This window comes from Candidatus Pantoea deserta (genome assembly GCF_003813865.1).
Taxonomy (GTDB): Bacteria; Pseudomonadota; Gammaproteobacteria; order Enterobacterales; family Enterobacteriaceae; genus Pantoea; species Pantoea deserta.
Genome location: NZ_RMVG01000025.1, coordinates 1 through 25,592, shown reverse-complemented (window position 1 = coordinate 25,592; position 25,592 = coordinate 1). Strand labels below are relative to the sequence as shown.

Below are 25,592 nucleotides of genomic sequence, written 5' to 3'. Positions count from 1 at the left end.
TGACACTGTGCAGACGCTCACAACTTTCCCTCTTTTTTGGTTGGCATCGCCTTTGCAAAAGGTAAAGCAGCTATGCAAACCGGACGAACCAAGGGAAATAAGTCGTTATGCGCAAACATAATTTACGCCTGATCTTCTTTATCTGTTCAATTGCCTCGCTCAGCGGTGTGATTCTGGGTTATGACGCTTCGGTGATTTCAGGCGTAATCGAGCCGCTCACTGAACACATGGCCTTAACACCGTGGGAGAGCGGCTGGGCGGTGTCTAATGTCATTCTCGGCTGCATCGCTGGCGCATGGTGTGTTGGCTTTATTTCAGATCGCATAGGCCGCAAATCCACGCTGATTATTACCGCCTTACTGTTTGTGCTGTCAGCTGTGGGCGCGGCGCTGGCAAGTTCCCTGACTGATTTTGTTATCTGGCGGCTGGTGGGGGGGCTGGCGGTAGGTATGGCCTCAGCGGTTACACCGTTATATATCGCCGAAGTCTCCCCGAAAGACTGGCGCGGGCGTATGCTCGGCCTGCAGCAGATGCTGATGGTCGGCGGACAGGTGACGGTCTATATCGTTAACTACCTTATCGCGCGCGGTATGTCGCATCAGTGGATAGTCAGCGAAGGCTGGCGCTGGATGCTGGCCTCTGGCGTGGTGCCCTGCGCGCTGTTTCTGCTGCTGGTTCCGTTTATGCCGGAGTCACCGCGCTGGCTGGCGCTGAAGGGCAAAACAGAGCGCGCCCGCGAGGTGCTGACCCATCTGTCGAATGCGCAGCACGCTGAAAGACTGCTACAGGAGATCATGACGGCAAATCAGTATGACACTGCCTCTCCCAGCCAGCGTGGCGTTCTGCGGGATGCGCGCGCCCGTTATATCCTGCTGGTTGGCTGCGCCATCGCCATTTTGCAGCAGGTCTCCGGTATCAACATTCTTCTCTATTACGCGCCCTCGCTGCTGCAAAACATCACCGCCAGTACCCAGGCATCGCTGTTCCAGAGCATTTTCCTTGGCCTGGCGCTGCTGGCCGGCGTGGCCGTTTGCCTGAGCACTATCGACCGCACAGGGCGGACGCCGCTGTTGCGCTGGGGGGCGCTGGGGTGTGCGCTCTGCCTGGCGTTTACCGCCTGGGCGTTTATCACCGAGGCGGGCGGGATTCTGCCGGTGGTGGGTCTGGTGGCCTTTGTCCTGATCTTTGGCCTGTCGTGGAGCCTTGGCGCCTGGCTGCTGATCTCGGAAATCTTTCCCAACCGTATCCGCGCCGTGGCGATGGGCTTTGCGTTTGCCTCAATGTACCTCGCGAATTTTATCGTTACCCAGAGCTTCCCAATGATGAACCGCAGCCGGGTGCTGATGGATCACTTTCACGGCGCCTTCCCGCTGATGTTGTGCGCGGTAGGGTGTCTGGTGGCGTTCTGGTTTGTCCGCCGATTTTTACCGGAAACCCGGGGCATTTCTCTTGAGCATATCGAGCCGCTGATGCTTTCCAAATCTCGTCGTTTCGCCGCGGAGGCGCAGCGATCTGATCAACAACCGTCCTCGCCAACGTGGGCGAAAGCGAAATAACAAGGAGTTTTTATGAACCAGCAAACAGTGCGTGTAGGATTAATCGGCGCAGGCCGCATGGGCAGCTTTCATGCCGAAAACCTGGCGTATCGCGTGCCCGGCGCTACCCTGGCGGCAGTCGCCGATCCCTTTCCGGGCGCAGCAGAAAAACTGGCTACCCGGCTGGGCGTCAGCAAGGCGTACAGCGATTTGCATGCGCTTCTCCAGGATGCAGAGATTGATGCCATTGCCATCGCTGCCCCGGCTCGTACCCATGCCGAATGGGTAATTGCCGCTGCCAATGCCGGTAAACATGTATTTTGCGAGAAACCCATGGCCGTTACGCTGGAGGAGGCGGATAGCGCCATTGCCGCCGCAAGAAAGGCGGGCGTGGTGTTACAGGTGGGCTTCAATCGTCGCTTTGACTCCGGGTTTGCGGCGGCGATTGCAGCCGTGAAAAACGGCGAGAACGGCGCCACCCAGCTCAGCCGCTCGGTCACGCGCGACCCTGGTCTGCACGATCCGGCGCCCATTCCGCAATGGACCATTTTCCTCGAAACGCTCATTCACGATTTTGACACGCTGCTGCACTTCAATCACGGCGCGAAGCCGGTTGAGGTTTATGCGCTGGCCGATGCCCTGGTACGACCCGATTTCAGGGATAAAGGGCTGCTGGATACCGCTGTCGTGACGATTCGCTTTGATAACGGTGCTATCGCGACTGCCGAAGCGAACTTTCAGGCGGTGTATGGCTATGACGTACGCGGCGAGGTTTTTGGCAGCAAAGGCATGCTACAGGCGGGCCACATCAATGCCAATCACTGCGTGCGCTATACCTCCAGCGGTATAGCAGTCGAGACTTCGCGGCTCGATTCAGATTTACTGCGCGACGCCTATGTGGCGGAAATGACCGAATTTGCCCACTGTATTCGCAGCGGTGAGACACCGCGCGCGACCGGTAAAGACGCGCGTAATGCGCTGGAAATCGCGCTGGCCTGCATCGAGTCCGTTAAGTGCAGCCAGCCCGTTAAGCTGGGAGGTCGCTGATGGCCAGTTATCAACTCTCCGTATGCGCTGAAATGGTGTTTCTTGAACTGCCGTTTATCGAGCGTGTAAAACGCATTCACGATCTGGGTTTTGGCGTTGAAATCTGGGGCTGGGCCAACAAGGATATCGATGCGCTGGCGGCGACCGGCGCGCGCTTTACCTCAATGACCGGTTATCTGAGCGGCAATCTCACCGACGATGCGGAGATCCAGCCGCTGCTGCAAAGCGCTGAAGCGTCGCTGTCAGTGGCTGCACGGCTCAACTGTCCGGTACTCAATCTGCACGGCACGGGCCTTGATGAGCGAGGTCTGCCGGTCAAACCCGTGACGACAGTGACCGGCGCAATGTGGCTGAAAGCCGCCGATACGCTGCGCCAGGTAGCGCAGCTCGGTGAAGGTGCCGGGCGGGTTTTCACCCTTGAGAACCTTAACCTGCCGGTCGATCATCCCGGTACACCTTTTGCCCTGGCGGCCGATACGCTGGCGCTGGTGGAAGCGGTCAACAGCCCGGGGCTGAAGATGAATCTGGATCTTTACCACGCACAAATTGGTGAAGGCAATCTGATTGAACTGCTGCGGCGCTGTGGTAAGGCGATTGGGGAAATTCAGGTTGCCGATGTGCCGGGACGCCAGCAGCCGGGAACGGGAGAGATTAACTATCGCGCCATTGCCCGTGCGCTACAGGAAATGGATTACCGTGGCACTGTCGCCATGGAGGGCTGGGCCAGTGGTGACAGCACGGCGGCGCTTCAGCAGTTCCGCGAGCATTTTACGTTGTAAAGGTTGTACGTCGGGTATTTGCCTGTTGCCCGACGTTAAAAAACCTCTAAAACCATAACGGCCTCGACCCTACAGGATTACATCATGAACATCAGAAACCTCTTTTTATGTCTGTGCTCCCTGCTGCTCAGCGTTAGCGTCAGCGCCAAAACTTTCACCGTTGGCGTGGCGCTGGCTAACTTCGATCTCAATTTTGTCTCTATCCTGCGTACCCAGATGCAGAAGGAACTTAAAGCGAATCAGCTCAACGGGCAGTTTGTTGATGCGAAAGGGGATGTTGCCCTTCAGGCGCAGCAGGTGGATGACTTTATCAATCAGGGCGTTGACGCCATTATCCTCAATCCTGTCGATACTCAGGGCGTGTTGCCGATGATCAATGCGGCAAAAAACGCCGCTATTCCCCTGATTTTTGTTAACCGCAAACCCGAAGTGAAGCTGCCCGCTGGCATGGCGTACGTCGGTTCAGACTCTGCGCTGGGTGGCGAGATGCAGATGGAAGCACTGGCAAAAAAGATGCACTACAAAGGCAACGTGGCCATTTTGATGGGCGCATTGTCGAATGAGGAAGCGCGCGAACGCACGCGCGCAGTCGAAGCGGTGATCGCCAAATATAAAGATATGAAGGTCGTTGAGAAGCAATCTGCTAAGTGGCAGCGCAATGAAGCCGTGGACGTGGTCTCAGGCTGGCTGCTTAATCAGCGCCCCGTTGACGCGATCGCCGCGAATAACGATGAGATGGCAATCGGTGCGATTATGGCGTTGAATCAGGCGAAGAATGAAAAAATTTTCGTTGCCGGCATCGACGGAACGCCAGACGGTCAGCAGTTTATTAAAAATGGCAAAATGGCGCTGACCATTTTCCAGGACGCCAGAGGGCAGGCCACCGGTGCGGTGAAGGTAACCAAATCACTGCTGGATAAGCAGAAAGTTCAGGCGTTCAGCTGGATTCCTTACCAGCTTATTACGCCTGAGAATTACGCGGCGTTTTCTGCTAGTAAGTAAGAATGGTCTGTGCAGAGAACATGAACTGTTAATTTTACGCATCGGAGCGGGGTAACCCAAACTACGCCCGCTCTGGAACCAGGCCGTCGGATGGGTACCTACTGTCCGCTTTGAGCGAGAAGCGGGCGCTTAACTGATTGCGACTGAGTTTCTTCACTCTGCTGAACATAACATTCCGGACACGCACTGAACTCATAGCTTGCCCCAGTGCATGTTTTGGATAACAACCCTGTATCCATCCCTGTCCTCAAAAGTAATGCCATTACGGTCCCAGTAGGGATTGAATGATTTAACTCTGGCGAAGCCAGCATTATCCATATTTTCACAGGTGGTGCGCCAGCTATCTTTCTCAGGAATGTACAGAACCAGGAGATCTTCATTTGTGGGTGAAGGTAGCACCGGATGATCATGGCACTGGGTAAACTCAAGGTGCCAGGACAAGCCATCCATCCCTAACATGCATCCGCTGAATCCATCGTGGTCTGTAAAAGCACCGATTTTTTCTAACCCAAGCCCGTTACAGTACATTTCACAGCTTTTGCTGAGCGCGCTGACAGGTCTGGCTATTCTCATATGCTGCAATGCCATAATCATCACCCTTTTTTATCATTATTTACTATAACATCTCTTTCTGAGACCTTTGGTTCAATGCTAAAGAGAGAAATGATAGTTTGGAGCGCTCAACGAGAGTGTTTAATCCTGAATGGACGATCAGGAGAAGAAGGCAATATTGATAATAAACAATCACATCCCTGATTATATTGGTGTCATCAGATAATGTTGAGGTAGAGATGAAACTCCCAGGCTTACCAGAGAATGAAGAAGACCGTCTGAAGTCGATTTATATGATAGACCTGCTTGATACCAGGGATGATGAGCGCTTTGAAAGGCTGACGCGCATCAGCCAGAAATTATTTCAGGTGCCGATAGCCGTGATTAACCTGATCGACCGTGAGCGGCAGTGGGCGCTTGCCTGTCAGGGGCTGAGCGGACGCGAACTGAAGCGCGATATATCTTTTTGCGCACATGCAATTTTGCAGGATGAGCCGCTGATTCTGAATGATGCGCGTCAGGATGAACGTTTCAGCGATAATCCGCTGGTAACGCAGGAACCCTTTATCCGGTTTTATGCGGGCTATCCGGTCCGTCTGCCGGATGGGGCAGTGGCCGGGACATTATGCCTAGCTGGCAATGAGCCTCGCAATTTCAGTGATGACGATATCGCGGTGATGAAGGATATTGCGTCCATCGTTGAAGACGAATTTGAAGTCATCAATATGGCGATGACTGACAGCCTCACGGAGCTTCGTAACCGGCGCGGTTTTTATAACATCGGTGAAAAGCGGTTCCGGGAGCTTCAGCAGAACAGGACGCCTTTCAGCATCCTCTATTTTGACCTTGATAAGTTCAAACCTATCAACGACATCTGGGGGCATGCTGAAGGTGACGAGGTGCTGAAAGTGTTTGCTGACCGGCTGCGTCAGTTGCAGGGTCCGGAAGACGTGGCCGGCCGGATTGGCGGTGACGAGTTTGCTATTCTGATTGCCGATGGCAATCAAGCAGGGGTTTTTCAGGATAAACTGCGCGACAGCATGAATGCCTATAACGAACATTCAGGTAAGCCTTACAACATCAACTACTCATACGGAATTTTAAGCAGTAGCGCCGGGACATATGGCTCGCTTATGGAAATGATCAAAGAGAGCGACACCGTGATGTATTCGGAAAAGCGCAGGAAGAATTCGGTCAGTTAAAGGTGCCATCCCAGGCGGGTATGCTGCTGAGCAGGGAAAACCGAACGCATCCTGAGATACCAAAGAGACATATGTGTAATCTGATGTCCGCTTAGAGCGAAAAGCGGACGTCGCGGAAACATCAGAAAACTGAGCGACTATGTTATGGGTGTTGTGCTTTTTACTCCCATCCCATTTCCTGGTAGGTCTTGCTATCCTGTTCAGAAAAATTAGTTTGATATTCTCCCCAGTTACGAAACGCGTAATATTTGTTCATTGCTTCGAGATGGGAATCTGCGTCACATGTCCACACTAATCTGTAGTCCGGATCCAGCATTTACGAGCAGACTCTCCCTGTGGACCGGCAAGACAAAACAAATCTAAATCCTCTTCGTTTGTCCATAGCTCATGCTTCATAATTTTGCTTTCTGACCTGTACCCTGTTGATTAACATACCGCTATGTTAGTTATGTCCGCGTCTGGCCCAAGGCTGCTGTTGCAGCCCTTATAAGTTAAACCTCAATCGACCCTGATATCTTCAGGGCATCATCGACCTCAATACCCAGGTAACGTACAATGCTTTCAAGTTTTTGTGATCCAAAAGTAACTGAATCACGCGAAGATTGTTCGTTTTTTTATAGATCAGAAGTAGCAAATGAAACAAAACTTCGCCAACTAATCAAGTCTGGATAATTGATTTGTTCATGAGGACAACAAATAGTGTCATTCAATAATAAAAAAGTATTTACTACTCTCTTATCCCTCTGCACATTTCAGACTTATGCAGCACAATGCACTGCGGAAATCCTGGCTAAAAACAAGCTGAACAACTTCATCCTTGTGAGCCAGCAGATAAGAACTGGAATTCCCAAATCTGTATCAATCACTACTGATAGTCCTGATGGGTATCTCCGCACATCGGTTCAAAGCAACTTCAGTCAATGTGGTGAGCTAACTAGCGGCCGTATGGAAGAGGTTAAAACCTCCTTAGGCCAAAAAACAGTTTTCACGGCAACCTCTGAAGTCCAGTTGAATAAAACGGAATTTGGCTGGCGCATCCAGCTGGACTCAAACGGGGTCATGGCCGATAAAAACAGTCAGAAAACCACGCAGGTATATCGGCAGACTCTTGAGAGAATCTATCAGCTTAACGATAAAGGAATTATCAGCCGTGCGGTTAGTCGTTCGGTTATCGCGGCCACAAAACCGGAAGATAAAGACAAAATCGCAGTCAGCACAATCGACTACGCCTTCAATTCATCAGGACTACTGGCAAGCGCGGCGAGCAAAGGAAGTATGGCGATAGATAATAATACAGTTGTATATAGTTATGATGTCAATCATCGGCTGCTCAAGACTCAATCACCCTCAACCATAGAAGAGTATGGCTATGATAACGAGGGCCGTGAGTTGACACTGAATAAGACCCAGACGTATTTCACCATCGAAAAAAACCTGGCCACCTGCGAGGAGTGGAACTCACATGGAGAATGTACTCGTGCCAATATGGATATCACGATCACCCCAACCGATCGTACAGGTAAACAGTATGTGCACAAACATAACGCCGTAATGACGGCGAAATATGAATACTGGAACTGACCATTTCACCTGCTACATAAGTAGCCAAAATAGTATTGGGGCCAAATCTGGATCCTTTATTTCATCCAGATTCTGAACTGAACCACCCCAGCATAGCCTGGTCGAATGGCCTGATCCCCGTTGATTAATACATCATGATGTCCGCTATATCCGCCCCCGGCACAAAGCGGACCGAAATCAGGTTAATGTCCTTTACGGGAACTGACTTCCTCATTAACTTCGTGCAGGAAGAAAAAGCCATTGTTACAGGCGGCTCTACGGTCAGCATAACTAACTCTATAAAATGCCTTAGCTGCGTGCCATCCATTCGCCATCGCAGCGACAAGACAGAATGAGCGCGCGAGTTCAGGCTGCCGCCAGGCCTGTTTTACCTAACCGGCTCACGCTTAACACCACTGATGCCGCAGAAGCGACGACAGCAATCCACAGAGCATAATGCACAGCCTGTAATTCATTTATTGCCAGCAGTGCTCCCATGACAGCCGCACCGAGGCACTGACCGAACGTCCGGACGATAGACAATACGCCTGATGCGTAGCTGGCATAGTCGCGGGATACGTTAGAGAGCATCTCCCGGTTGTTAGGGCTCTGGAAACAACCAAATCCGATGCCGCACCACAGGCTACGTAAACAGATATCCCATACCGTAGGGCTGGCGGGTAGCGTGGCCAGCAAAATCAAACCTACAACAAAAAGAGCTAACCCAACGGTAGAAATCAGAGGCGCTGAAAATATGTCGGCCCAGCGGCCCGCATGAGGAGCTATCAACACAATGCCGATCGGCCATGGCGTAAAGAGTAACGCCGAAACTACAGGGCTGTAGCCATACATGCTCTGAAACAGAAATGGCAGCGCAATAAAGGTAATTCCCTGGCTCACAAAACAAGCCAGCGAAGTTAAAGCGGCCAGGGTAAAGCGTCCATTTTTGAATATCACGGGTGGTAATAAAGGATGCTTTACCCGGCGGATCTGCCAGATAAATGTTACGGCGCTGAACATCGCGAGCAGACTCCAGCTGATAGCCTCGACGCTGATGTGATGGTCTGAGGAGAAGCTGTTTGCCGCCATCACCATTGAGCCTAAAAGTAATGCAGAAAGCACAGCTCCTGGCGTATCGAACGGCGTTCTGTCGGACGCCGGTTTTCGTGGCAGCGATCTGAATACCAGCAACAGGGAAACGGTGCCAGGGAGCACGTTTATGGCGAACAACCACTTCCAGCTCATTATGTCGAGTACTGTGCCGCCAAGTACAGGCGCTATGGCCGAGCCTGAAGCAATGAGCAGGGCATGTAGCCCAAGAATACGGCCAAGCAATCGCCCTGGGAAAACAGAACGCAGTATCGCCGGAGCAATGCTCAGGGTGGCTGCGCCGCCGACCCCCTGCATGATGCGCATTCCGATGAGCATCTCCGGGGTACTGGCCAGCGCACAACCCAGTGAACTGAGCGTAAAGACGGTGAGGCCTGAAAGAAACACGGGTCGGTAACCGACGCGTACTGCCAGCGCAGCGAAGATGGCCAATGTCATGGCGGCGGAGAGCAGGTAACCGTTGGCGAACCAGACCGAGACATTCGCCGGAACCTGCATCGCTTTTGCCATGGGTGGCAGGGCGATGTTGATCATCGTGCCGTCAAACACGCCCATCAGCGTCGTGGTCATCACGGCGGCCATGACGCGTGCACGCTCTTGTCCTGGCAGACCTTCATCGCCCGGCTGATTTGAAAATAACGTTGTCATCTTTATGCCTGTGAAAGGAGGAATAAGAAAAATATAATCAGCAGCGGGGCAAGGCGGAAGGCGCAGCATTTGCACTCTATAATTGCGTTTGACGCCATATCTGAATTCTTAACAGGAACCTAAATGTCCGACCCTGATTTTAACTTGCTCGTCGCGCTCGACTTTTTGCTGGCAGAAGCCAGCGTTGCGGGGGCGGCTCGACGCTTAAATCTGAGTACCTCAGCGATGAGCCGCACACTCAGCAGGCTACGTGAGGTGACAGGGGATCCCATTCTGGTGCGAGCAGGACGTAACATGGTGCTTACCCCCTGGGCTGAAGCAACCCGGGATCGTGCCAGAAACGCGGTCAATGAGGCGAGGGCGGTACTTCAGCCCTCTTCCGGGACGCTCAGGGTGGAAAACCTCGAACGGCTGTTCACCATCAGGGCTAATGATGGTTTTGTCGTGGCATTTGGCCCACTGCTCATTGCCGCCGTGGCCGAAGCGGCCCCAGGTATCTGCATACGCTTTGCACCCAAACCTGAAAAAACGTCTCGTTATCTTCGAGAGGGTTTGGTTGACCTGGAGATTGGCGTCCAGAGCAATATGGGGCCAGAAATTCGGGTGCAGAGACTCTTTCAGGATCGCTTTACTGGCGCGGTGCGCAAGGAGCATCCGCTGGCGTCACTGCCGGAAATAAGCGTTGAAGATTATATTGCCTGGGGACATGTGGTGGCGTCACCCGACGGGGCGCTACATGGTTTTGTCGATGATGCCCTGGCGGCGTCAGGCGCCACGCGCAAAGTGGTGAGTGTGGTCCCAGGCTTTCCGACTGCGTTATCCGTTGCACTGGCCTCCGACCTTATCGCCATGGTTCCCGCGCTGTACTTGCGCAACCAACGAATGACTGAAAATTTGCATGTCTTTGAGTTGCCCTTCAAAACCCGGAACATTGTGGTGTCGCAGATGTGGCACCCCAGAATGGAAAAGGATCCCGCGCACCGCTGGCTTCGAGAGAAAATTTTAGAGGTGTGTCGGATAGGGTAGCCTGTTCCGTCCCCTGGCAACGAAGTAAATTGCACTGTTATCACGAGAGTTTTAAGGCGCACGGGACTGTCTCCGGCACGCGTGAGACTATGCGGCTGGAGTTTGCCAGAAGTAGAATCGAAAATATGAATCATCCCCTTTTTGCCACCGCAAGGGAAAGTGGCTCCCCCTCGCGACAAGGGACAGTCAATAATGACACTTTTCCAAAAGCTTCTCAGCCAGTCCTGAAAAAGGTTTATGTGCTTCCGTCAGGCCATCAGTATGATTATCAGGTAAGAAAAGTTTTCTGTGCAGAGAAACTTATCACCGTCTCAAACCATCCTGGCATCCATTAATGTCCGCTTCGGGCACGCCGCGGACTAACCCTGGCGCAGAGTCCACTTTGCGCGAACAGCAGACATTTAATGGCTAAATGAGTTAATGCATAAAACTCTCACTCATCACCTTTCAGCGCTTCTGACAGCCGGTCACTCAGGTTAGACATAGCTCTCCTTCCTGCCTCAGGCGCTTTCGCGTGAGCCTTATTCTGTCTCTGACTCATGACCTACAGTGAAGGCTTCTCAATGCTTTTCGGTTCAAAAAACCTTCTTTATCAACCGGTCAGGTCAATTCCTTTTTATACCCATAAATTCATTTCGCAAAAACAGTTGACCAGGTAGAACGATCGTTCTACCTTTAAGCGCATGAACAAGAAGCCAACAGATACACGAGAAAAGATCCTGAAAACTGCTGAGCAGCTTATTTATCAGAACGGGATACATGCCATGGGCATGGACCTGCTGGTGAAGAGCTCAGGCGTGGCAAGGAAAAGTATTTATCACCATTTTGCGAATAAGGAGAACGTAGCCGCAGCCGCACTGACTGAGCGTGACGAACGGTGGATGCACTGGTTCAGAAGCGAATCCGATAAAGGCGAAACGCCTCAGGAGCGCATTCTGAACATGTTCACTGTACTCAGAAGCTGGTTTGAGTCAGAAGGCTTTCGTGGCTGTGCGTTTATCAATACAGCCGGAGAAGTAGGGGACCCTGACGATCCCGTTCGCCAGATAGCGAAAATTCATAAGCAGAAATTGCTGGATTACGTCCTTGAACTTAGCGAACAGCTGAACATTGAGCACCCGGCGGTTTTGGCCAGACAGCTGCTGATTCTGATCGAGGGCGCGATCACCACGGCATACGTGATGGGCGACTGGAGCGCCTCCGACAACGCACGCGAAGTGGCGGAGATTTTGCTGCAACAGGCCTCCTGAGGCCTGAGTATCAACAAACTGCTTTTACTCATAAACCAGAATTTACAGGAGTTTTATTATGACCGATTCGCAAGTACGTCCGCCACTGCCTCCTTTCACGCTGGAAACGGCAATTGAGAAAGTGCGCCTGGCTGAAGATGGCTGGAACACCCGTGATGCTGCAAAAGTCGCGCTGGCTTACTCGCTGGATACTCAATGGCGTAACCGCACCGAGTTCGCAACTAACCGTGAAGAGGCACAACGCTTCCTTGACCGTAAGTGGAAAAAAGAACATGAGTACCGCCTCATTAAAGAGCTGTGGGCATTTGGCGGTAATCGCATCGCCGTCCGCTACGCTTACGAATGGCACGATGACTCCGGTAACTGGTTCCGCTCTTACGGTAACGAAAACTGGGAGTTTGGCGCTGATGGTTTGATGGAGCGTCGCTTTGCATGTATCAACGACATGCCCATCAAAGAGAGTGAGCGTAAATACTTTTGGCCGCTGGGTCGTCGTCCGGACGATCATCCCGGCCTGTCCGACCTGGGTCTGTAAATCAGTTATCCCGCGTGAGACCCGTAGCGACTCTCCTGGCCGGGGCTTATCTCAACCAGCCGAGAAAAAAAAGGGAGCTGGATGAGGCTGGGAGTCTTTACTGTTTTGCAGGTGCGCGATCTTCCTGAAACGGATATATGGCAGACAGAACGTTTTTTGAGTTGCGCGCTATTTAATAGCCCTGGAATTAACTCGGCCCTATTACCAGTATCAACCAGGTATTACTCGCTGTCGCAAAATAGCCGATTGAGCCAGCACGGATGCAGGCAGAGGGAGACATAAAACATCACTGGCAGGTTAGCGCACCGACTCAGTTAAGGGATAACATGTTGTCCAGTTGTAGTTGACCTTCGCTAAGGTTAATTCTCCAGCCGCATCTGCAAAATCACTGGCCTGACGCTCAAGAAAAAACTGACGTAGGGCTGCGGGTAAAAAAGCGGCTCTGTAGCGTAGAAGCGTACTGTGCCAGAACGGTGCCGGTAATGCGCTATTGGTATGGCGCATCAGCAACTCATTTTTCCACTGAGACGCCAAAACCTTCTCGCTGAATGACTGGCGCATGGCTATTGCAGAAGTCTCAGGGATGCCTGCAAGCAATAACTGACTGGGCAACGCCACTAACCGAAGATTCCTGATAACGATTTTTCTTCCATGAAACTCAGCCCAGATATTCGTCAGTTGAGCCACTTTTGCTGGCAACGGCTGGTTCAGGTTATACAGGGGCAAAGTCAGGGGTAAGAAGGTAAAATGAAAACCCTGTGCCGGTAGTGTATCGGCAAGCGGATCATCCTTTGTGAGCCTTTGCAATTCACTAATAAGACAGGAAACATTAAAGGACACAGGCGGCTGTATACCTGTCGCCAGAGCAAGTTTTGCCGGATCGTAGTAGCTTTCTTCTCTGACTTCACCGATTCCTGCATTTTTCGCCCACATCGCGACGGTGTTCTCATTTGCAGAACGATACCTCTCTTGCAGACTGATTGGTTTCATGACGGACCTTCTGGCATGTATGGACACAGGCTATTTCTGATTTCGGTTATGCATCGGACGCCTCATCATGCAGCGCGTCAGCCCCTCTGTACCGAACCGCGCCATACTACGCTGGCTTCATAGCGTAAACGGCTGTGTTGCTGTTCCGCTCGTGGACGCAACATTATCTGGCGCTCTTCCTGGGCAATAAGCCACTGCACCGCGTCACGCGCACACTGCTCGACCGGCTGGATGAAGGTGGTGAGATAACAGAATGACCAGCCGCTTAGCAGGATATTGTTATAGCCCATCACGCAGAGATGCTCAGGCAGACGTAACGCGAAGCTATGGCGCGCCTCGTCCATATCCGAACGTTTTAATCATTCTGGCGAAAGCTGGCAAACGTTGACGACCGCTGGCGGAAAAATGCAGAACGCCTGACGCAGCGGACACTACTTTTCACATAATGCGCCTCGCGTTACGCCCGCTTCTCTAAGTCGGTCAGCGCATACCTTCCTCGCTCCGCAACCGAGGACGATGGGTCGGATGCCAGTATTTTTGCCAGTTGTAATGCTTCATCGCCGATGCGATCCAGTTCTTTAATAAGCATTTCGCCAGCTATCCGCCGGACCATAGGCGAAGGATCGCGAGTTGCCTTTCGCAGAGTCTCAAGAAAGGGGCGGGCGGTAGATATCGCTCGCTCTTTTAAAACCGGGATGCGACGTTTGATGCCATAGGCTTTATCAACCCACTGCCATGTCAGCCCTTCAGCCCATACCACTTTCCCTTCAAACAAGCAGCGATAGGCTTTTGCCCGTAAAGAGGGCTGAACCGATGAAACAGCAATCTCAGCCAGAAAATTATCTAACGCAGCTGTGCGAGCTGTCTGTATAAAGAGCGTCGCAGCCGGTCCTGATGTCGATAACATAAGCCTTTTTTTAAGCGGCTCTGTGACGCTATGCATAGAAATAATCTTCATCAGAACATCCTTTTCTGACTCGCCCATTCTTCCCCATGTATTCCAGTAAGGAAGAGTGATAAATAAAACGTCAACGAGAGTTTCCGGGTCTGAAGATGCGGCAATAAGGGGCAGTGCATCACGTGCTGCTTCTCTTACCTGAGGCACCCAGTCATTCAGTCTTCGGACCGCTAACGCCAGTAAAAAAGCATTTGGCGCGCCCTCTGGTATTACCCTTAGTGCTCTTTCACGTCTGAAGCCATCGGCATGACAAAGATCAAGCCACCTTAGCGATCCCACCTGATGCGATTCAAATCTTGCATTCGCTTGCGTTGACGTCGAAAAAAAGCACCCGATCGCGCCTCGGATAAGACGTTCCCAGTCATCGAGATTTTTTAAAGGCAGTGTTGAGGTCGCATCGATAAAGGGGGATATATCAGGTCTTATTCTTTGATAAAGAATATCAAAACTGAGTGATTTTTTTACAGATGTAATGACCTCCTGTTGAAGTCTTTCCTGCAAGAGCATAAGCCTGTATCCCTTCATAAAATTTATATCGGCATCTGTTCATCTATAAATTGGCGCTGAACGAAAGTCAACGTTATAAGCCTGCTTACTTATTTGCTGCACTGACGGAAAGCAATGGCGAATATTTACGCTGAGTGATTAAAAATGTTCGGGCGCTAAATACGCAACATCATCACAATTGAATGAGGAACTGATGCACATAGTCACGTCGGGCTAGTTTGCTCTGGTTTGCGAGGCTGATTTTTGACAGCAGGGCAAAACAGCGCTCATGCCTGCTTCCGTGTTGAGCCTGTCTGAATCGGTGACGGGAACAGGGGCAGGCCGGTTAACCGTGCCGGCCGTCTGCTGGTATCTGACCCGCTGTTTCCTGTAATCGATACGCGCTGCAAGCTGTTGCGCATCGATCTTAATCACATTCCTTGCTGACAGCCTCTCCTGCGGGCGACCTGGCGCGATGGGACCTTATGCGCTCTGGTTCGCAGGCAAGACCGTCCCGTCGCTCTGTAAAAAAGCCGGATGGGTGCGCATTAACGCCGTAATGGCTTTAAGCTGGTCGCGCAGCAAGGCGTGCAGCTCGCGGATCGCCGGAGAAAATTGCTTACGATGCGGGCAGATGAGATTAAGCGGCACGGCTTCTCCGGGCTGTTGCGGAAGCAACACCTCCAGCCTTCCCGCCAGAACATCGGGGCTGACGTCTATCCAGGATTTATACGCGATCCCCATTCCCGCCACCGCCCAGCGTCGCACCAGATCGGCATCATCGCACAAGAGTCTGCTGCTGACCGTCAGCTGGCGACGAAGGCCGTTTTCGGGAAATGACCACTTATCGTAAACGTGCCCGTTTAGGGTATAGAGCAGGCAATGATGCTGGAGCAGATCATCGAGTTGCTGCGGCCTGCCGTGTTTGTTCAGATAGGCTGGGGAGGCGGTAAGCACGCGGCGATTATCTTCAGCCAGCGGCAATGCAACGTAGCTGCTGTTTTCCAGCATCCCATAGCGGATAGCCACATCCACCGGATCGCGAAAGACATCGCTGACGTGATCGGACAGATACAGACGAATCGAAATCTTAGGGTGTTTTTCGCAGAAAGCGGTGATCACCGGCAGGATAATATTGCGCCCGATGTCGGACGGAATAGCGATTTTCAGTTCACCCTGCATTTCATCCTCACTTCCGCGCAGGCGCTCCGTGCCCGCCTGGAGAATGCTCAGCATCTCCTGCGCATAGGGCAGCCAGGCTTCTCCCTCGGCGGTGAGACGCAGGCTTCGCGTTGAGCGTGCAAACAGCCGTTTATTGAGATCGCGTTCGAGGCGATTAATGGCGGCGCTCACCTGACCGGGAAGAATATCGGCTTCGCGCGCCGCGCTGGAAAAGCTGCCCAGCGCAGCAGAACGAACGAACAGCGTGACATCTTCAAGACGTATCATTCAGCCTCCAAAACCTGTTGGGATGCGGTCGGGCGTCTGCGCTACCGGTCAACAGATGACCTGAGAAAACGCAGTAAACCGGTCACGCGCGCCTGCCACCCTCGCCGATAAAGCCTGTCATTCGCTTCCAGACAGGCTTCAACAAGCGTTGACCAGATGATGTCTGCCATCACGGCGGCATGGCTCTGTTCGGGTAAATTCAGTTGTATCTGTTCGATGACGGCATGACGAAAATCGCGCACGATCTCCAGCGCAGCAGCGGGCAGAACGGCGACCTCACGCGTTGAGTTGATAATAAAGCAACCGTCAAACGCAGGATTGTTAAAGGGCGCAGCCAGCAACAACGCTTCGATATTCTGCCACCCATAGGGCTGTTTTTGTAACAGAAACTGTGCGGGCGCGCTACGGACATAATGCTCAAGCGCGCTGACGAAAAGCTGCTCTTTGCTACGGGCAGACGCGCGAGATGACGCTGCCATAGCTGCTTGCCCGGCACGGACTGAAGCCAGCAGACATTCGTTACGTTATCCAGACGCATGCGCATGTCGATCACGCGGGCGGAGATTATCTGTTTCCAGCGACCACCACGGTCTGTCTGTCGAGACGCGAGCTGTCATTCGCCGCATCCGGTATTATGGGACCCGCGATGTATGCGCTGGAAGATACCCGGCATCTGCTTGATCGCCTGTACACAAAAGGCGCGCTGCGGCTGTTTGACGTGGACGGAAGCTATGAGGAAGAGGTCATCCCAGGGGTGAGGGTGCGCCTGAGCGGCGGCCACACGCCGGGTTCGATTTCGGTCCTGGTGGATACGCCGGATGGCATCGCCAGTATCAGCGGCGATGTGGTGTATAACCTTCAGGGCAGTCTTATCGACCCTTTCCTCGACGGCCTGAACCTGGGCGAGCCGACCCTCACCGGCAACCGGGCAATGTCGACGCTGGAGGAAAAAATCGCCATCAAAAAAGCCCTTTCCGGGGTGCGCTTTATGCTGCCCATCCATGACGTACCTGCGCTGCTCCAGGGCGGCAGGGTGACTGGACTTCTGCATAACGCCATCTCCAGTCCTGAAGCTCGCGTCACCGACGCTTCGGCCTATACCCTGCTGTAAGACACGCGCGGAGCCTGGCAGGCTCCGTCTTTACCTTCCCTCTGAAAGATGCGACGCCGCCCTGATTTTCACTGCCGGAGTGAAAGTGTTGATGCGCTTCCCCCGTTTTTCTGCATGCTCTCAATCCGTAATCTCCTGTTATCGCATTCACAGCGCGACGGCGCGCCTTGTCACCAGGCGCGCGGCGTCATTTACCGTCGCGGCGCTTGCCAGAGGTTTCTGCTTACCGCTGGCGGAGCCGGCCGGTTTACATCCTGTAAGGAACATAAAATGAAAAAGTTACGCACCTTTACCAGCACGGTCGCACTGGCTGTTGCGCTGGCTACAGGCGGTATCAGCAGCAGCGCGCTGGCCGTGTCTGCCCGCCACAGCGTTGCGCTGAGCCAGCTGGCTCAGGATCGCAGCATCGGTCATCCGGAAGTCGTTGCCACCTTTGCCGGCGCCATGCCTACTGGCGTAACGGTGACGGAGGGCGGGCGCATTTTTGTGAACTTCCCGCGCTGGGGTGACGATGTTCCGTTTACGGCAGGAGAAGTGAAAGGGGATCGCGTGGTGCCCTGGCCTGACGCTGAGGTCAATATTGCGGATAATCATCATCCGGCGACCCACTTACTGAGCGTGCAGAGCGTGGTTGCAGACGGTAAGGGCCGCGTGTGGCTGCTGGATACGGCTGCGCCAGGATTTTCCCGGCCTGTGGCTGGCGGGGCTAAGCTTGTTGCGGTCAATCTGCAAACTAACCGTATTGAGAAAACCCTGGTTTTTCCAGCGAGCGTGATCAAACCCGCCACCTATGTCAATGATATGCGATTTGATTTCCGCGTCGGTAAGGCAGGGGTAGCCTATGTTACTGACTCATCACTGTCAGGGATCGGAGCCATTATCGTTATCGATCTTGACAGCGGAAAAGCCGTGCGCAGGCTGGAAGGCGATCGCTCGACGTCACCGGAGCCGGGCTTCTCGCCTGTTGTCGAGGGGGAGACGTTATTACAGCGTCACGCCGACGGCACCACCGCGCCTTTTAGCGTCGCCTCCGACGGCATCGCGATTTCCCCCGATGGGAAGACCCTCTATTACAGTCCTTTGTCTGGCCGACATCTCTATTCTGTTTCCACCGATCTGCTACGGGATCCGGACGTTTCCGAGGCTCAGCTTGCCGCCGCGGTGAAAGATCTGGGGGAAAAGGGCGCGTCCGACGGGCTGGAAACGGATGCGGCAGGCGTCGTCTACGCCGGAGACTATGAGCGCAATGCCATTCGCAAACGCTCTGTTGACGGGCAATGGTCTACTGTCGCGCACGGCCCGGAAATACTCTGGCCGGATACGCTGTCGGTTGGGCCGGACGGCTATCTCTACTTCACCGTTAATCAGCTTAACCGCCAGCCTGGTTTTCACGGCGGTAAAGATCTGCGTCAGAAACCTTATGCGCTGATGCGCGTAAAAATAGATTCCGCGCCAGCGCCTGCGGGCTAAGCCGCCTCCGAACCCGGCTCGCTGAAAAGCAGGTGCGGACCACCACCTCCCTGCTTTTTAGCGTGCTGTCAGCAGGCGCGCTTACTTAAAACCGAGGCTGCCTTAAGGCAGGACCGCCGCATCAGACAGGGAGGCGCTGCGCGCCTGAAACAAACCGCGTCAGGCAAGTATTCCCGATCCGCTAACAGGGAGTCGGTGAATCAGGCCGACGCGAGCTGTATAACAGCCGGTCCCATAAACAGAGAGCCCTGGTATCGGAAGCGGTGTCGAGTGCGCCGCCAGACAACTGAATAAGACAATAAAGGCCGCAAGCGCTTGCTATCTGTCGGGCAGGCGCAGCCGGTTAATCTTCGCTCAACATAATAAAGAGGTATCACTATGACTCTCAGTGAAGCTGTGGCAACACGCCATACGGTAAAAGCGTTTGATAACACGCATACGCTGTCGCAATCTCAGATCGAAACGCTGCTGCATATGCTGCAAAACACGCCTTCTTCAGTAAATTCTCAGCCCTGGCATTTTGTTATCGCCTCTACGGAAGCGGGAAAACAGGCCATTTCGGCAGCGACCTCTGACGCCTTCTCCTACAACGCGCCGAAAGTGCTTAATGCGTCGCACGTTATTGCGCTCTGTATGCGCGCAGATTTGAGCGAGGACCATTTGCAAAACATCCTTGCGCATGAGGAACAGGCAGGGCGTTTTCGCGATGCGTCGGCCAAAGCGGGTCAGGATAAAAGTCGTCGCAGCTATGTGGATCTGCATCGCTACGTGCTGCGCGATTTGTCGCAGTGGATGGAAAAGCAGGTTTATATCGCGCTTGGCGGGTTGTTGCTGAGCGCCGCGCTGATGGAAATCGATGCGACGCCTATGGAAGGTTTTGATACCGCAGCGCTGGATAAGGCGCTGGGGCTGCGTGAAAAGGGCCTGACCAGCGTGGTTCTCGTATCGCTGGGCTATCGCAGCGAAGAAGACTTCAACGCCACGCTGCCTAAATCCCGCCTGCCGCGTGAAGAGATATTCACCTTCATCTGAGCCAGCCAGAAAAGAAAAAGTCAGGCAATTGCCTGACTTTTTTTGATGTTCTCTTTAGCGATTGCGCTCCATAAACCCTGCCGCGTCGCCCTCCTCTGGATCGATAAACACCACGTCTTTCGGCGACCGGCGGGGCGTGTCCAGCGTCAGAAAAATCACTGGCTCCTCCAGTAATGTGGGCAACGCATGTACCACGTTGCGTTCAAAAAAAAGCATATCGCCCGGTCCAAATTCCGCTTCCTGACTTTTATCTTCCATCCAGAACGTGCCTCGGCCTGAAAGCACATAAAGGTACTCGTCGCACTCGCGGTGATAGTGGGGCGGCACGCCGCGATAGGCGCGGAAGACGCGGCTGCTGGCATCCGGTCGGTCGGTAAGATAGATGTCTGCAAGCAAGGTAGGGGCCGACGCAGGCAGCGCCCTGGCGACCTCGGCGGGTCTGAAGCGCGCTGATTTTTGTGAGGAGGTCTCTGCCATAACATTTACTCCTGAATAAGCTCTGGGCTAGCGCGTCCCGTCGCAGAGAGGAGCGATCTCTTTGCAACGGGAGGCCACACGGGATTAGCTGACGCGAGGAAAATCAACGACCGTATCGTTGACGCGATTAACCATATTGGTAAAAAGAATGGCGCTGACTGCGCCCAGGGTTTCAATAACCTGCTGCTCGCTGAATCCCGCCAGGCGGAATGACTCCAGGCGAGCGGCGGGCACCGTTCCGCGAGTGGAGACCAGATACTGAACGAACTGTACCAGCGCGTCGATACGCGCATCGGCGCTAAAATGCGCGTCGCGCAGCTCCCGCGTCTGCTCATCGGAATAGCCCGTTTTTTTTGCCATCAGCGTATGCGCCGCCAGGCAGTAATCGCAGCCGGACTCTTCGCTGACCGCCAGATTAATCGCCTCAAGCTCGCGGGCGCTCAGGCTGCCTTTATGCAGCGTGCTGTTTAACTGAAGCATCTGCCCAAGCACCTCAGGCGAATGGCTGCCGATGGTCAGATAGGCATTAGGGACTTTACCCATGCTCCCTTTGATCGCCTCAAACAGCTGGGCGGTTTTGCCGGTTGCTTCGCTCTCGGTGAGGGTGTGTAAACGACTCATATCGGACTCCTGATTATGTTTACGGGTACAGACGCCAGCATCGCTAATCGGATGCTGGCGCGCTGAATGCAGGAGTAAAGTACTGCGGGTAACCGGCGTGAAAAAGTTACTGCGGCAATTAAGACCTTATCTTGAAAAGATAAAATCAGGAAGGTAACGGCAGCGCGCATCGTAGCCGGAAACCCTGTTTTGCAAGCGGCGCTGATGACGCGCCAGGCTACGGCTCGACGGCGTAAATGCGCATAAACAGGGCGATAGCATGAACGACCCGATGGGTGATTTCTTCATCGGACAGGGTTTTCCTGGCGCCCAGCTTGATCTCAAGGCTGGTCATACCCAGCCACAAACCGGCCAGATCGTCCGCCGCTTCCCGCGGATCGTAAAGCTTCAGCACACCCCGGTCACAGCCGGGCCGAAGAGGCAGCTTCACCCCCTGTCATTGACAGTATGAAGGCGGATACGGTTATATCTGCTGCCGAAACCAAATCCTGAGAGTGGGCGAAATGAAAGGATCGTGCTTGTGTGGAGCAGTTGTATTTGAATTGTCAGTAAAGCCTGCGAAATTTTATCGCTGTCACTGTTCGCTGTGCAGAAAGCAAAGCGGAGTCGGACACAATCTGGCTACGCTTGTTAAAAGCAGCGATTTCGCTCTGCTAACAGGAGAAAGCCAGATCGCCTCATGGTCTAAGCCAACAGGTTATCGAACGGATTTTTGCTCTCTGTGCGGCTCTGCTGTGCCTAATCTGCTGCGCGGCAGCACCTTTGTCTGGGTGCCAGTGGGTTTACTGGATGAGCCATGTGAGATGACCTGTATCGGCGATTACTGTACCGATGACGCCATGCCCTGGGATGAAACGCGCTCAGCCATAAACCATAGCGGGTCTGTCGAATCACTGCGGTCGCTGCTGGAGGCGTTAGCGCTTACCCCGGCGGAAAGCCTGAAATAACCTGCGTTAAGATATGAAATGACCGGAATTGCAATAAGAACCGCGCAGCGCCATCACCTGAAGGCATTACGCGCGATTGAAATCGCCGCCTTTGAAACCCTGCGCAGCGCGGGAGCGGTCGAAGGTCCTGCGGTTGCCTCCAGCATCGACGACTTCAGACGGCTGTGTCGTGAAGGGGTACTGCTTGTTGCGCTGAGCGAGAACGAGACTCCCGTTGGATTTGCCGCAGGCCGCATCGTTGATAATGAATTACATATTGCAGAAGCGGACGTCCATCCAGACTGGCAGCGCAAGGGTATTGGCCGTCAGCTGATTGAGGCGCTGCTTGCCGAGGGCAGGAAACGTTGCTTGCGCGGCGCTTCGCTGACGACCGATCGCTTCGCACCTTTTAACGCGCGCTTTTATGCGTCGCTGGGGTTCAATATGATTGATGAGGCCGAACTGTCACCACGGCTGAGCGCGCTGCTGACCGCAGAGGCGAAGGGCGGCCTTGATCCTGACCGGCGGGTTGCCATGCAGCTTTGGTTTTAAACGTCTGGCGAGGCTGGCGGAGAACGCAGGGCACCCGTAGCTTTAGCGGTTAAAAAGGGGATGCGGCTACAAGGCTTTTGAGAAGCAGACCGTTTCTTCGCGATCTTTGTAGGGACCATAATTCGCAATGCGCGCATAGCCATTTTTCTCATAGAAATGTATCGCCCGCTGGTTAACGCGTCGGGTGGCAAGCCAGATTGCGCCATATCCCATTCTCTGCGCGGCTGTTTCCAGAAAAACCAGTAACGCATCGCCAATACCCGGCGCGCTGCGATCGGAAAACATCCTTTTCAGTTCGGCGATATTATCGGTCAGAGGTCGGATAGCGCCGCATCCGGTCGCCTTTCCCTGCTGATCCTTTGCCAGCGCCCACAGCGATCTCTCCTCATCCATCGAGGCGGGTGCGAAATGGCTTTTACCATTGTCACCCGTGATCGCAGCAAGTTCTGCTGACAGCTTTTCGATTAAATATTGCGAGTCTGGTGAGAGCGGGTCGGATTTTTCCACGGTAATCAAGGCGATATCCCCTGTCGTTATGCTTATCAGCATCATAGACGATAATGGCAAAAGCGGCATCGATTCACTGGCGGGCAGCGCAGCGCCTCTCTCTCGGCGTTAGCGGCTGTGTGGCGCATTCCGCGTTGTCTCAGGCGTTATCGTGTCAGGTAATCTTAGTGGGTTGCTTTAATGCTCTTATGATAAATGTAAGGGGTCAGCAGAGGAAAACGCACAAGGGGAAGCGATGAAAATCAGACGAGCTGTGCCTGCTGAGGCAGAAGAGTGCTGGAATATTCGAAACCAGGCTATACGTCACGGATGTAAAAACAGCTACGACGATGCGGTTATTGCCGCCTGGACACCGCCAGGCATGCCCGAAAGTTTCAGAAACGTGATTGCCGCAAATCCCTTTTTTGTTATTGATGGACCTGATAACAGACCGGTAGCGACAGGCTTTCTTGATCTTGCTTCTGGTAGTGTTGAGGCGGTATTCACGCTACCTCAATATACAGGTCAAGGGTTAGGGGGGCAGATTATTGAAGCCATTAAAAAGGAAGCGCGTGAGCGTGGATTTAAGCAGTTAACGTTATCTTCAACCCCGAACGCATGCACTTTTTATCAAAAGCATGGTTTTAGGCTTGTGCGGGAAAGCATGTATCCATCAGCACTTGCGCGAGCTGAACTGCGCTGTATGGAAATGTCGATAACACTTCGGGAGTAGGGATTCTCTGCCGAAACGCAAGGGTCGCTATAGGCCATTAGCGCGGCGGGTCGAACGCTGGAGTATCTCAGGCCTGCGTCCGCTTAATCTCATCAGCAGCATTACGACCTTATGCAGGTTTTTATCAAAGGGAAAAGGCATCTGCTCTTTTAATAGTGGGGAATGATAACGTAAATGGCTTGCCTGCATTTTGCAGTATCAGCAAGCGGCATACCTTTATTCCTGACTCTTTTCACTGGCACTCAGATTGAGTCGCAGACAGGCGTTCTGAGGATGCAGAAATAACAAAGCCCCCGAAGATAACTTCAGGGGCTTTATGATAATCCCTGAGGATTAAAGCGCCATATCGTGCTGACCTTCAGCCGCTGCTTTGGATTTCTGAGGCTGAGCCTGAGGAGATTCCTGAGCGTCCTTCATCTGGATTACTGGCGGTTTGACCAGCTGTAACGTTGCCGCCGTTTCATCCCAAACCTGCTGGGTCAGCGAAACGTTGCCGTTCAGTTTCTGTCCATAGCTAGGAACGATACCACGGATCTTGCTCTGCCACTCTGCCGACTTGAATTGCTCTGGGAACAACTCTTTCATCACATTGATGGAAATAGGCGCGGCGGTAGAGGCCCCCGGAGAAGCGCCCAACAGCGCAGCCACGGTTTTCTGTTTATCGGTCACGATTTCCGTACCCAGTTTGAGCACGCCGCCTTTTTCAGCATCTTTCTTGATGATCTGTACGCGCTGACCTGCCTGAATGAGTTTCCAGTCTTCTTTACGTGCTGACGGATAATACTCTTTCAGCGCCTCAAAGCGATCTTCGTCACTTAACATTACCTGGCCAATGAGGTATTTCACCAGATCAAAGTTATCCAGCCCTACGTCTGTCATCGGACCCACGTTTTTGGTCGTTGTCGTGCTCAGCAGATCGAAGAACGAGCCGTTTTTAAGGAACTTGGTTGAGAAGGTGGCAAAAGGTCCAAACAGAACAACGCGCTTGCCATCCAGGAAACGAGCATCCAGATGTGGCACCGACATCGGCGGCGCGCCTACGGAAGCCTGTCCATACACTTTCTCGGCGTGCTGACGGGTGATTTCCGGATTTTCAGTAACAAGGAAAGAACCGCCGACAGGGAAACCTGCATAATTTTCAGCTTCCGGAATACCCGTTTCCTGCAACAGTTTCAACGCTCCGCCGCCTGCGCCGATAAAGACATATTTAGCATCTACAGCATGCTCTTTACCGCTTTTCACGTCAGTAATGGTGACGTGCCAGGAGTTATCGCTGTTACGTTTGAAACCCGTTACTTCAGAGGACGTTTCCAGCTTGAAGTTGTTGTCTTTTTTCAGGCTGCCAACCAGCTGGCGGGTAATTTCGCCGTAGTTCACATCGGTTCCGACCGGCGTCCAGGTTGCTGCAACTTTCTGATGCGGATCGCGCCCGGCGATGATCAGAGGTGCCCATTGTTTGATCTGATTCTGATCGGTAGAGAACTTCATCCCCTGGAACAGGGTGGTTTGTTGCAGAGCCTGATAACGTTTGGTCAGGTAATCAACGTTTTTATCACCCCATACAAAGCTCATATGCGGCGTCGAGTTAATAAAAGAGTGTGGGTCATTTAATACACCACGCTTCACCTGGGATGACCAGAACTGGCGGGAAATCATAAAGGCTTCATTGATTTCAAGCGCTTTAGAGACGTCTATCGAACCGTCCGGACGTTCTGGCGTATAGTTCAGCTCCATATTAGCTGAGTGGCCAGTACCGGCGTTGTTCCAGCCATTGGATGATTCGAGCGCAACACCATCCAGCTTTTCAACCATGAGCTGTTTCCAGTCAGGCTGAAGCTCTTGCAGTAACGTTCCCATAGAGGCGCTCATGATACCGCCGCCAATCAGAAGTACATCAGTTTTTTTGTTAGCGTCTTCAGCATGTGCGACTGAACTCACTAACAGTGCGATAAGAGATAACGCAGGGAAGATCTTATTTTGTTGCAGCATTATATCTGTCTCTTATACCCATCTGCCGCTGCCGACGAATAGCGAGGCGTGCGCTTGTTGCGTGGT

The 25,592-nt window shown here is 53.1% G+C and carries 26 protein-coding genes and 1 pseudogene; 15 read left to right on the top strand and 12 right to left on the bottom strand.

Going from position 1 to position 25,592, the window contains the following annotated elements:
- Positions 1 to 107 precede the first annotated feature (107 nt).
- From BBB56_RS21350 to BBB56_RS21335, 4 genes are all read left to right on the top strand, one after another.
- Positions 108 to 1,556 (top strand): sugar porter family MFS transporter, encoded by a 1,449-nt coding sequence (locus BBB56_RS21350; protein WP_123802935.1) that lies wholly within the window; start codon positions 108 to 110, stop codon positions 1,554 to 1,556.
- Positions 1,557 to 1,568: 12 nt separating this feature from the next.
- Positions 1,569 to 2,582, top strand: coding sequence for a Gfo/Idh/MocA family oxidoreductase (locus BBB56_RS21345; protein WP_123802934.1), 1,014 nt, complete (start codon positions 1,569 to 1,571; stop codon positions 2,580 to 2,582).
- Positions 2,582 to 3,361, top strand: a complete 780-nt coding sequence (locus BBB56_RS21340) for a TIM barrel protein (protein WP_123802933.1) — start codon at positions 2,582 to 2,584, stop codon at positions 3,359 to 3,361. The genes BBB56_RS21345 and BBB56_RS21340 overlap by 1 nt, the downstream gene beginning before the upstream one ends.
- An 84-nt stretch (positions 3,362 to 3,445) precedes the next feature.
- Positions 3,446 to 4,363 carry a substrate-binding domain-containing protein gene (locus BBB56_RS21335; protein ID WP_123802932.1) on the top strand — a complete coding sequence of 306 codons (918 nt, stop codon included), beginning with the start codon at positions 3,446 to 3,448 and terminating at the stop codon, positions 4,361 to 4,363.
- Positions 4,364 to 4,555: 192 nt separating this feature from the next.
- Here the strand turns inward: BBB56_RS21335 and BBB56_RS21330 are convergent, their stop codons facing one another.
- A complete protein-coding gene (locus BBB56_RS21330; RefSeq protein ID WP_123802931.1) occupies positions 4,556 to 4,951 on the bottom strand; it encodes a VOC family protein in 396 nt (131 codons plus the stop codon).
- A gap of 203 nt (positions 4,952 to 5,154) precedes the next feature.
- On the opposite strand from BBB56_RS21330, the gene BBB56_RS21325 reads away from it, so the two are divergent.
- Both BBB56_RS21325 and BBB56_RS21315 read left to right on the top strand, forming a co-directional pair.
- The gene (locus BBB56_RS21325) at positions 5,155 to 6,117 is read left to right on the top strand and encodes a sensor domain-containing diguanylate cyclase (protein ID WP_123802930.1); all 963 of its coding nucleotides are present in this window, start codon (positions 5,155 to 5,157) and stop codon (positions 6,115 to 6,117) included.
- A 699-nt stretch (positions 6,118 to 6,816) separates the two neighbouring features.
- Complete coding sequence (locus BBB56_RS21315; RefSeq protein ID WP_123802929.1) at positions 6,817 to 7,698, top strand: hypothetical protein; 882 nt, start codon at positions 6,817 to 6,819, stop codon at positions 7,696 to 7,698.
- A 345-nt stretch (positions 7,699 to 8,043) separates the two neighbouring features.
- Here the strand turns inward: BBB56_RS21315 and BBB56_RS21310 are convergent, their stop codons facing one another.
- Entirely contained in the window at positions 8,044 to 9,435 is a 1,392-nt protein-coding gene (locus tag BBB56_RS21310; protein ID WP_123802928.1) for an MFS transporter, read from the bottom strand.
- Positions 9,436 to 9,558: 123 nt separating this feature from the next.
- Between BBB56_RS21310 and BBB56_RS21305 the strand changes: the two genes are divergently transcribed.
- The 3 genes from BBB56_RS21305 (at position 9,559) to BBB56_RS21295 (ending at position 12,246) form a co-directional block, all read left to right on the top strand.
- The gene (locus tag BBB56_RS21305; protein WP_123802927.1) at positions 9,559 to 10,461 is read left to right on the top strand and encodes a LysR family transcriptional regulator; all 903 of its coding nucleotides are present in this window, start codon (positions 9,559 to 9,561) and stop codon (positions 10,459 to 10,461) included.
- A gap of 683 nt (positions 10,462 to 11,144) precedes the next feature.
- Positions 11,145 to 11,711 carry a TetR/AcrR family transcriptional regulator gene (locus tag BBB56_RS21300; RefSeq protein ID WP_123802926.1) on the top strand — a complete coding sequence of 189 codons (567 nt, stop codon included), beginning with the start codon at positions 11,145 to 11,147 and terminating at the stop codon, positions 11,709 to 11,711.
- Between the two features lie 58 nt (positions 11,712 to 11,769).
- Positions 11,770 to 12,246: a nuclear transport factor 2 family protein gene (locus tag BBB56_RS21295; RefSeq protein ID WP_123802925.1), complete on the top strand. Its 477-nt coding sequence runs from the start codon at positions 11,770 to 11,772 to the stop codon at positions 12,244 to 12,246.
- Positions 12,247 to 12,543: 297 nt separating this feature from the next.
- Here BBB56_RS21295 and BBB56_RS21290 read toward each other — a convergent pair whose 3' ends face one another.
- From BBB56_RS21290 to BBB56_RS21270, 5 genes are all read right to left on the bottom strand, one after another.
- Complete coding sequence (locus BBB56_RS21290) at positions 12,544 to 13,236, bottom strand: hypothetical protein (protein WP_123802924.1); 693 nt, start codon at positions 13,234 to 13,236, stop codon at positions 12,544 to 12,546.
- Positions 13,237 to 13,313: 77 nt separating this feature from the next.
- Positions 13,314 to 13,580 carry a substrate-binding domain-containing protein gene (locus BBB56_RS21285; protein ID WP_123802923.1) on the bottom strand — a complete coding sequence of 89 codons (267 nt, stop codon included), beginning with the start codon at positions 13,578 to 13,580 and terminating at the stop codon, positions 13,314 to 13,316.
- Positions 13,581 to 13,693: 113 nt separating this feature from the next.
- Positions 13,694 to 14,701 carry a hypothetical protein gene (locus BBB56_RS21280; protein WP_123802922.1) on the bottom strand — a complete coding sequence of 336 codons (1,008 nt, stop codon included), beginning with the start codon at positions 14,699 to 14,701 and terminating at the stop codon, positions 13,694 to 13,696.
- A 462-nt stretch (positions 14,702 to 15,163) separates the two neighbouring features.
- On the bottom strand, positions 15,164 to 16,129 hold the full coding sequence (locus BBB56_RS21275) for a LysR family transcriptional regulator (RefSeq protein WP_123802921.1): 966 nt from the start codon (positions 16,127 to 16,129) through the stop codon (positions 15,164 to 15,166).
- A 41-nt stretch (positions 16,130 to 16,170) separates the two neighbouring features.
- Positions 16,171 to 16,608: a hypothetical protein gene (locus BBB56_RS21270; protein WP_199756283.1), complete on the bottom strand. Its 438-nt coding sequence runs from the start codon at positions 16,606 to 16,608 to the stop codon at positions 16,171 to 16,173.
- 2 nt (positions 16,609 to 16,610) lie between these two features.
- Here BBB56_RS21270 and BBB56_RS21265 point away from each other — a divergent pair, with 2 nt between their 5' ends.
- The 3 genes from BBB56_RS21265 (at position 16,611) to nfsB (ending at position 19,742) form a co-directional block, all read left to right on the top strand.
- Complete coding sequence (locus tag BBB56_RS21265; RefSeq protein WP_199756285.1) at positions 16,611 to 17,240, top strand: MBL fold metallo-hydrolase; 630 nt, start codon at positions 16,611 to 16,613, stop codon at positions 17,238 to 17,240.
- Between the two features lie 270 nt (positions 17,241 to 17,510).
- Positions 17,511 to 18,710, top strand: coding sequence for an L-dopachrome tautomerase-related protein (locus BBB56_RS21260; RefSeq protein ID WP_123802919.1), 1,200 nt, complete (start codon positions 17,511 to 17,513; stop codon positions 18,708 to 18,710).
- A gap of 378 nt (positions 18,711 to 19,088) precedes the next feature.
- Positions 19,089 to 19,742, top strand: coding sequence for an oxygen-insensitive NAD(P)H nitroreductase (gene nfsB, locus BBB56_RS21255; protein ID WP_123802918.1), 654 nt, complete (start codon positions 19,089 to 19,091; stop codon positions 19,740 to 19,742).
- 54 nt (positions 19,743 to 19,796) lie between these two features.
- On the opposite strand, the gene BBB56_RS21250 is transcribed toward nfsB, so the two are convergent.
- From BBB56_RS21250 to BBB56_RS21240, 3 genes and pseudogenes are all read right to left on the bottom strand, one after another.
- A complete protein-coding gene (locus BBB56_RS21250) occupies positions 19,797 to 20,219 on the bottom strand; it encodes a cupin domain-containing protein (protein ID WP_123802917.1) in 423 nt (140 codons plus the stop codon).
- Positions 20,220 to 20,303: 84 nt separating this feature from the next.
- Positions 20,304 to 20,840, bottom strand: coding sequence for a carboxymuconolactone decarboxylase family protein (locus BBB56_RS21245; RefSeq protein ID WP_123802916.1), 537 nt, complete (start codon positions 20,838 to 20,840; stop codon positions 20,304 to 20,306).
- Positions 20,841 to 21,057: 217 nt separating this feature from the next.
- A pseudogene (locus tag BBB56_RS21240) lies at positions 21,058 to 21,243 on the bottom strand (TetR/AcrR family transcriptional regulator C-terminal domain-containing protein); the annotation flags it as partial.
- A gap of 100 nt (positions 21,244 to 21,343) precedes the next feature.
- Here BBB56_RS21240 and BBB56_RS21235 point away from each other — a divergent pair.
- Positions 21,344 to 21,787, top strand: coding sequence for a GFA family protein (locus tag BBB56_RS21235; RefSeq protein ID WP_123802914.1), 444 nt, complete (start codon positions 21,344 to 21,346; stop codon positions 21,785 to 21,787).
- A gap of 18 nt (positions 21,788 to 21,805) precedes the next feature.
- Positions 21,806 to 22,318 (top strand): GNAT family N-acetyltransferase, encoded by a 513-nt coding sequence (locus BBB56_RS21230; protein WP_123802913.1) that lies wholly within the window; start codon positions 21,806 to 21,808, stop codon positions 22,316 to 22,318.
- Between the two features lie 66 nt (positions 22,319 to 22,384).
- On the opposite strand, the gene BBB56_RS21225 is transcribed toward BBB56_RS21230, so the two are convergent.
- A complete protein-coding gene (locus BBB56_RS21225) occupies positions 22,385 to 22,894 on the bottom strand; it encodes a GNAT family N-acetyltransferase (protein ID WP_370661872.1) in 510 nt (169 codons plus the stop codon).
- A 166-nt stretch (positions 22,895 to 23,060) separates the two neighbouring features.
- Here BBB56_RS21225 and BBB56_RS21220 point away from each other — a divergent pair, with 166 nt between their 5' ends.
- A complete protein-coding gene (locus BBB56_RS21220) occupies positions 23,061 to 23,537 on the top strand; it encodes a GNAT family N-acetyltransferase (RefSeq protein WP_123802912.1) in 477 nt (158 codons plus the stop codon).
- Positions 23,538 to 23,870: 333 nt separating this feature from the next.
- Here the strand turns inward: BBB56_RS21220 and mqo are convergent, their stop codons facing one another.
- Positions 23,871 to 25,526, bottom strand: coding sequence for a malate dehydrogenase (quinone) (mqo, locus tag BBB56_RS21215; protein ID WP_123802911.1), 1,656 nt, complete (start codon positions 25,524 to 25,526; stop codon positions 23,871 to 23,873).
- Positions 25,527 to 25,592: the final 66 nt, after the last annotated feature.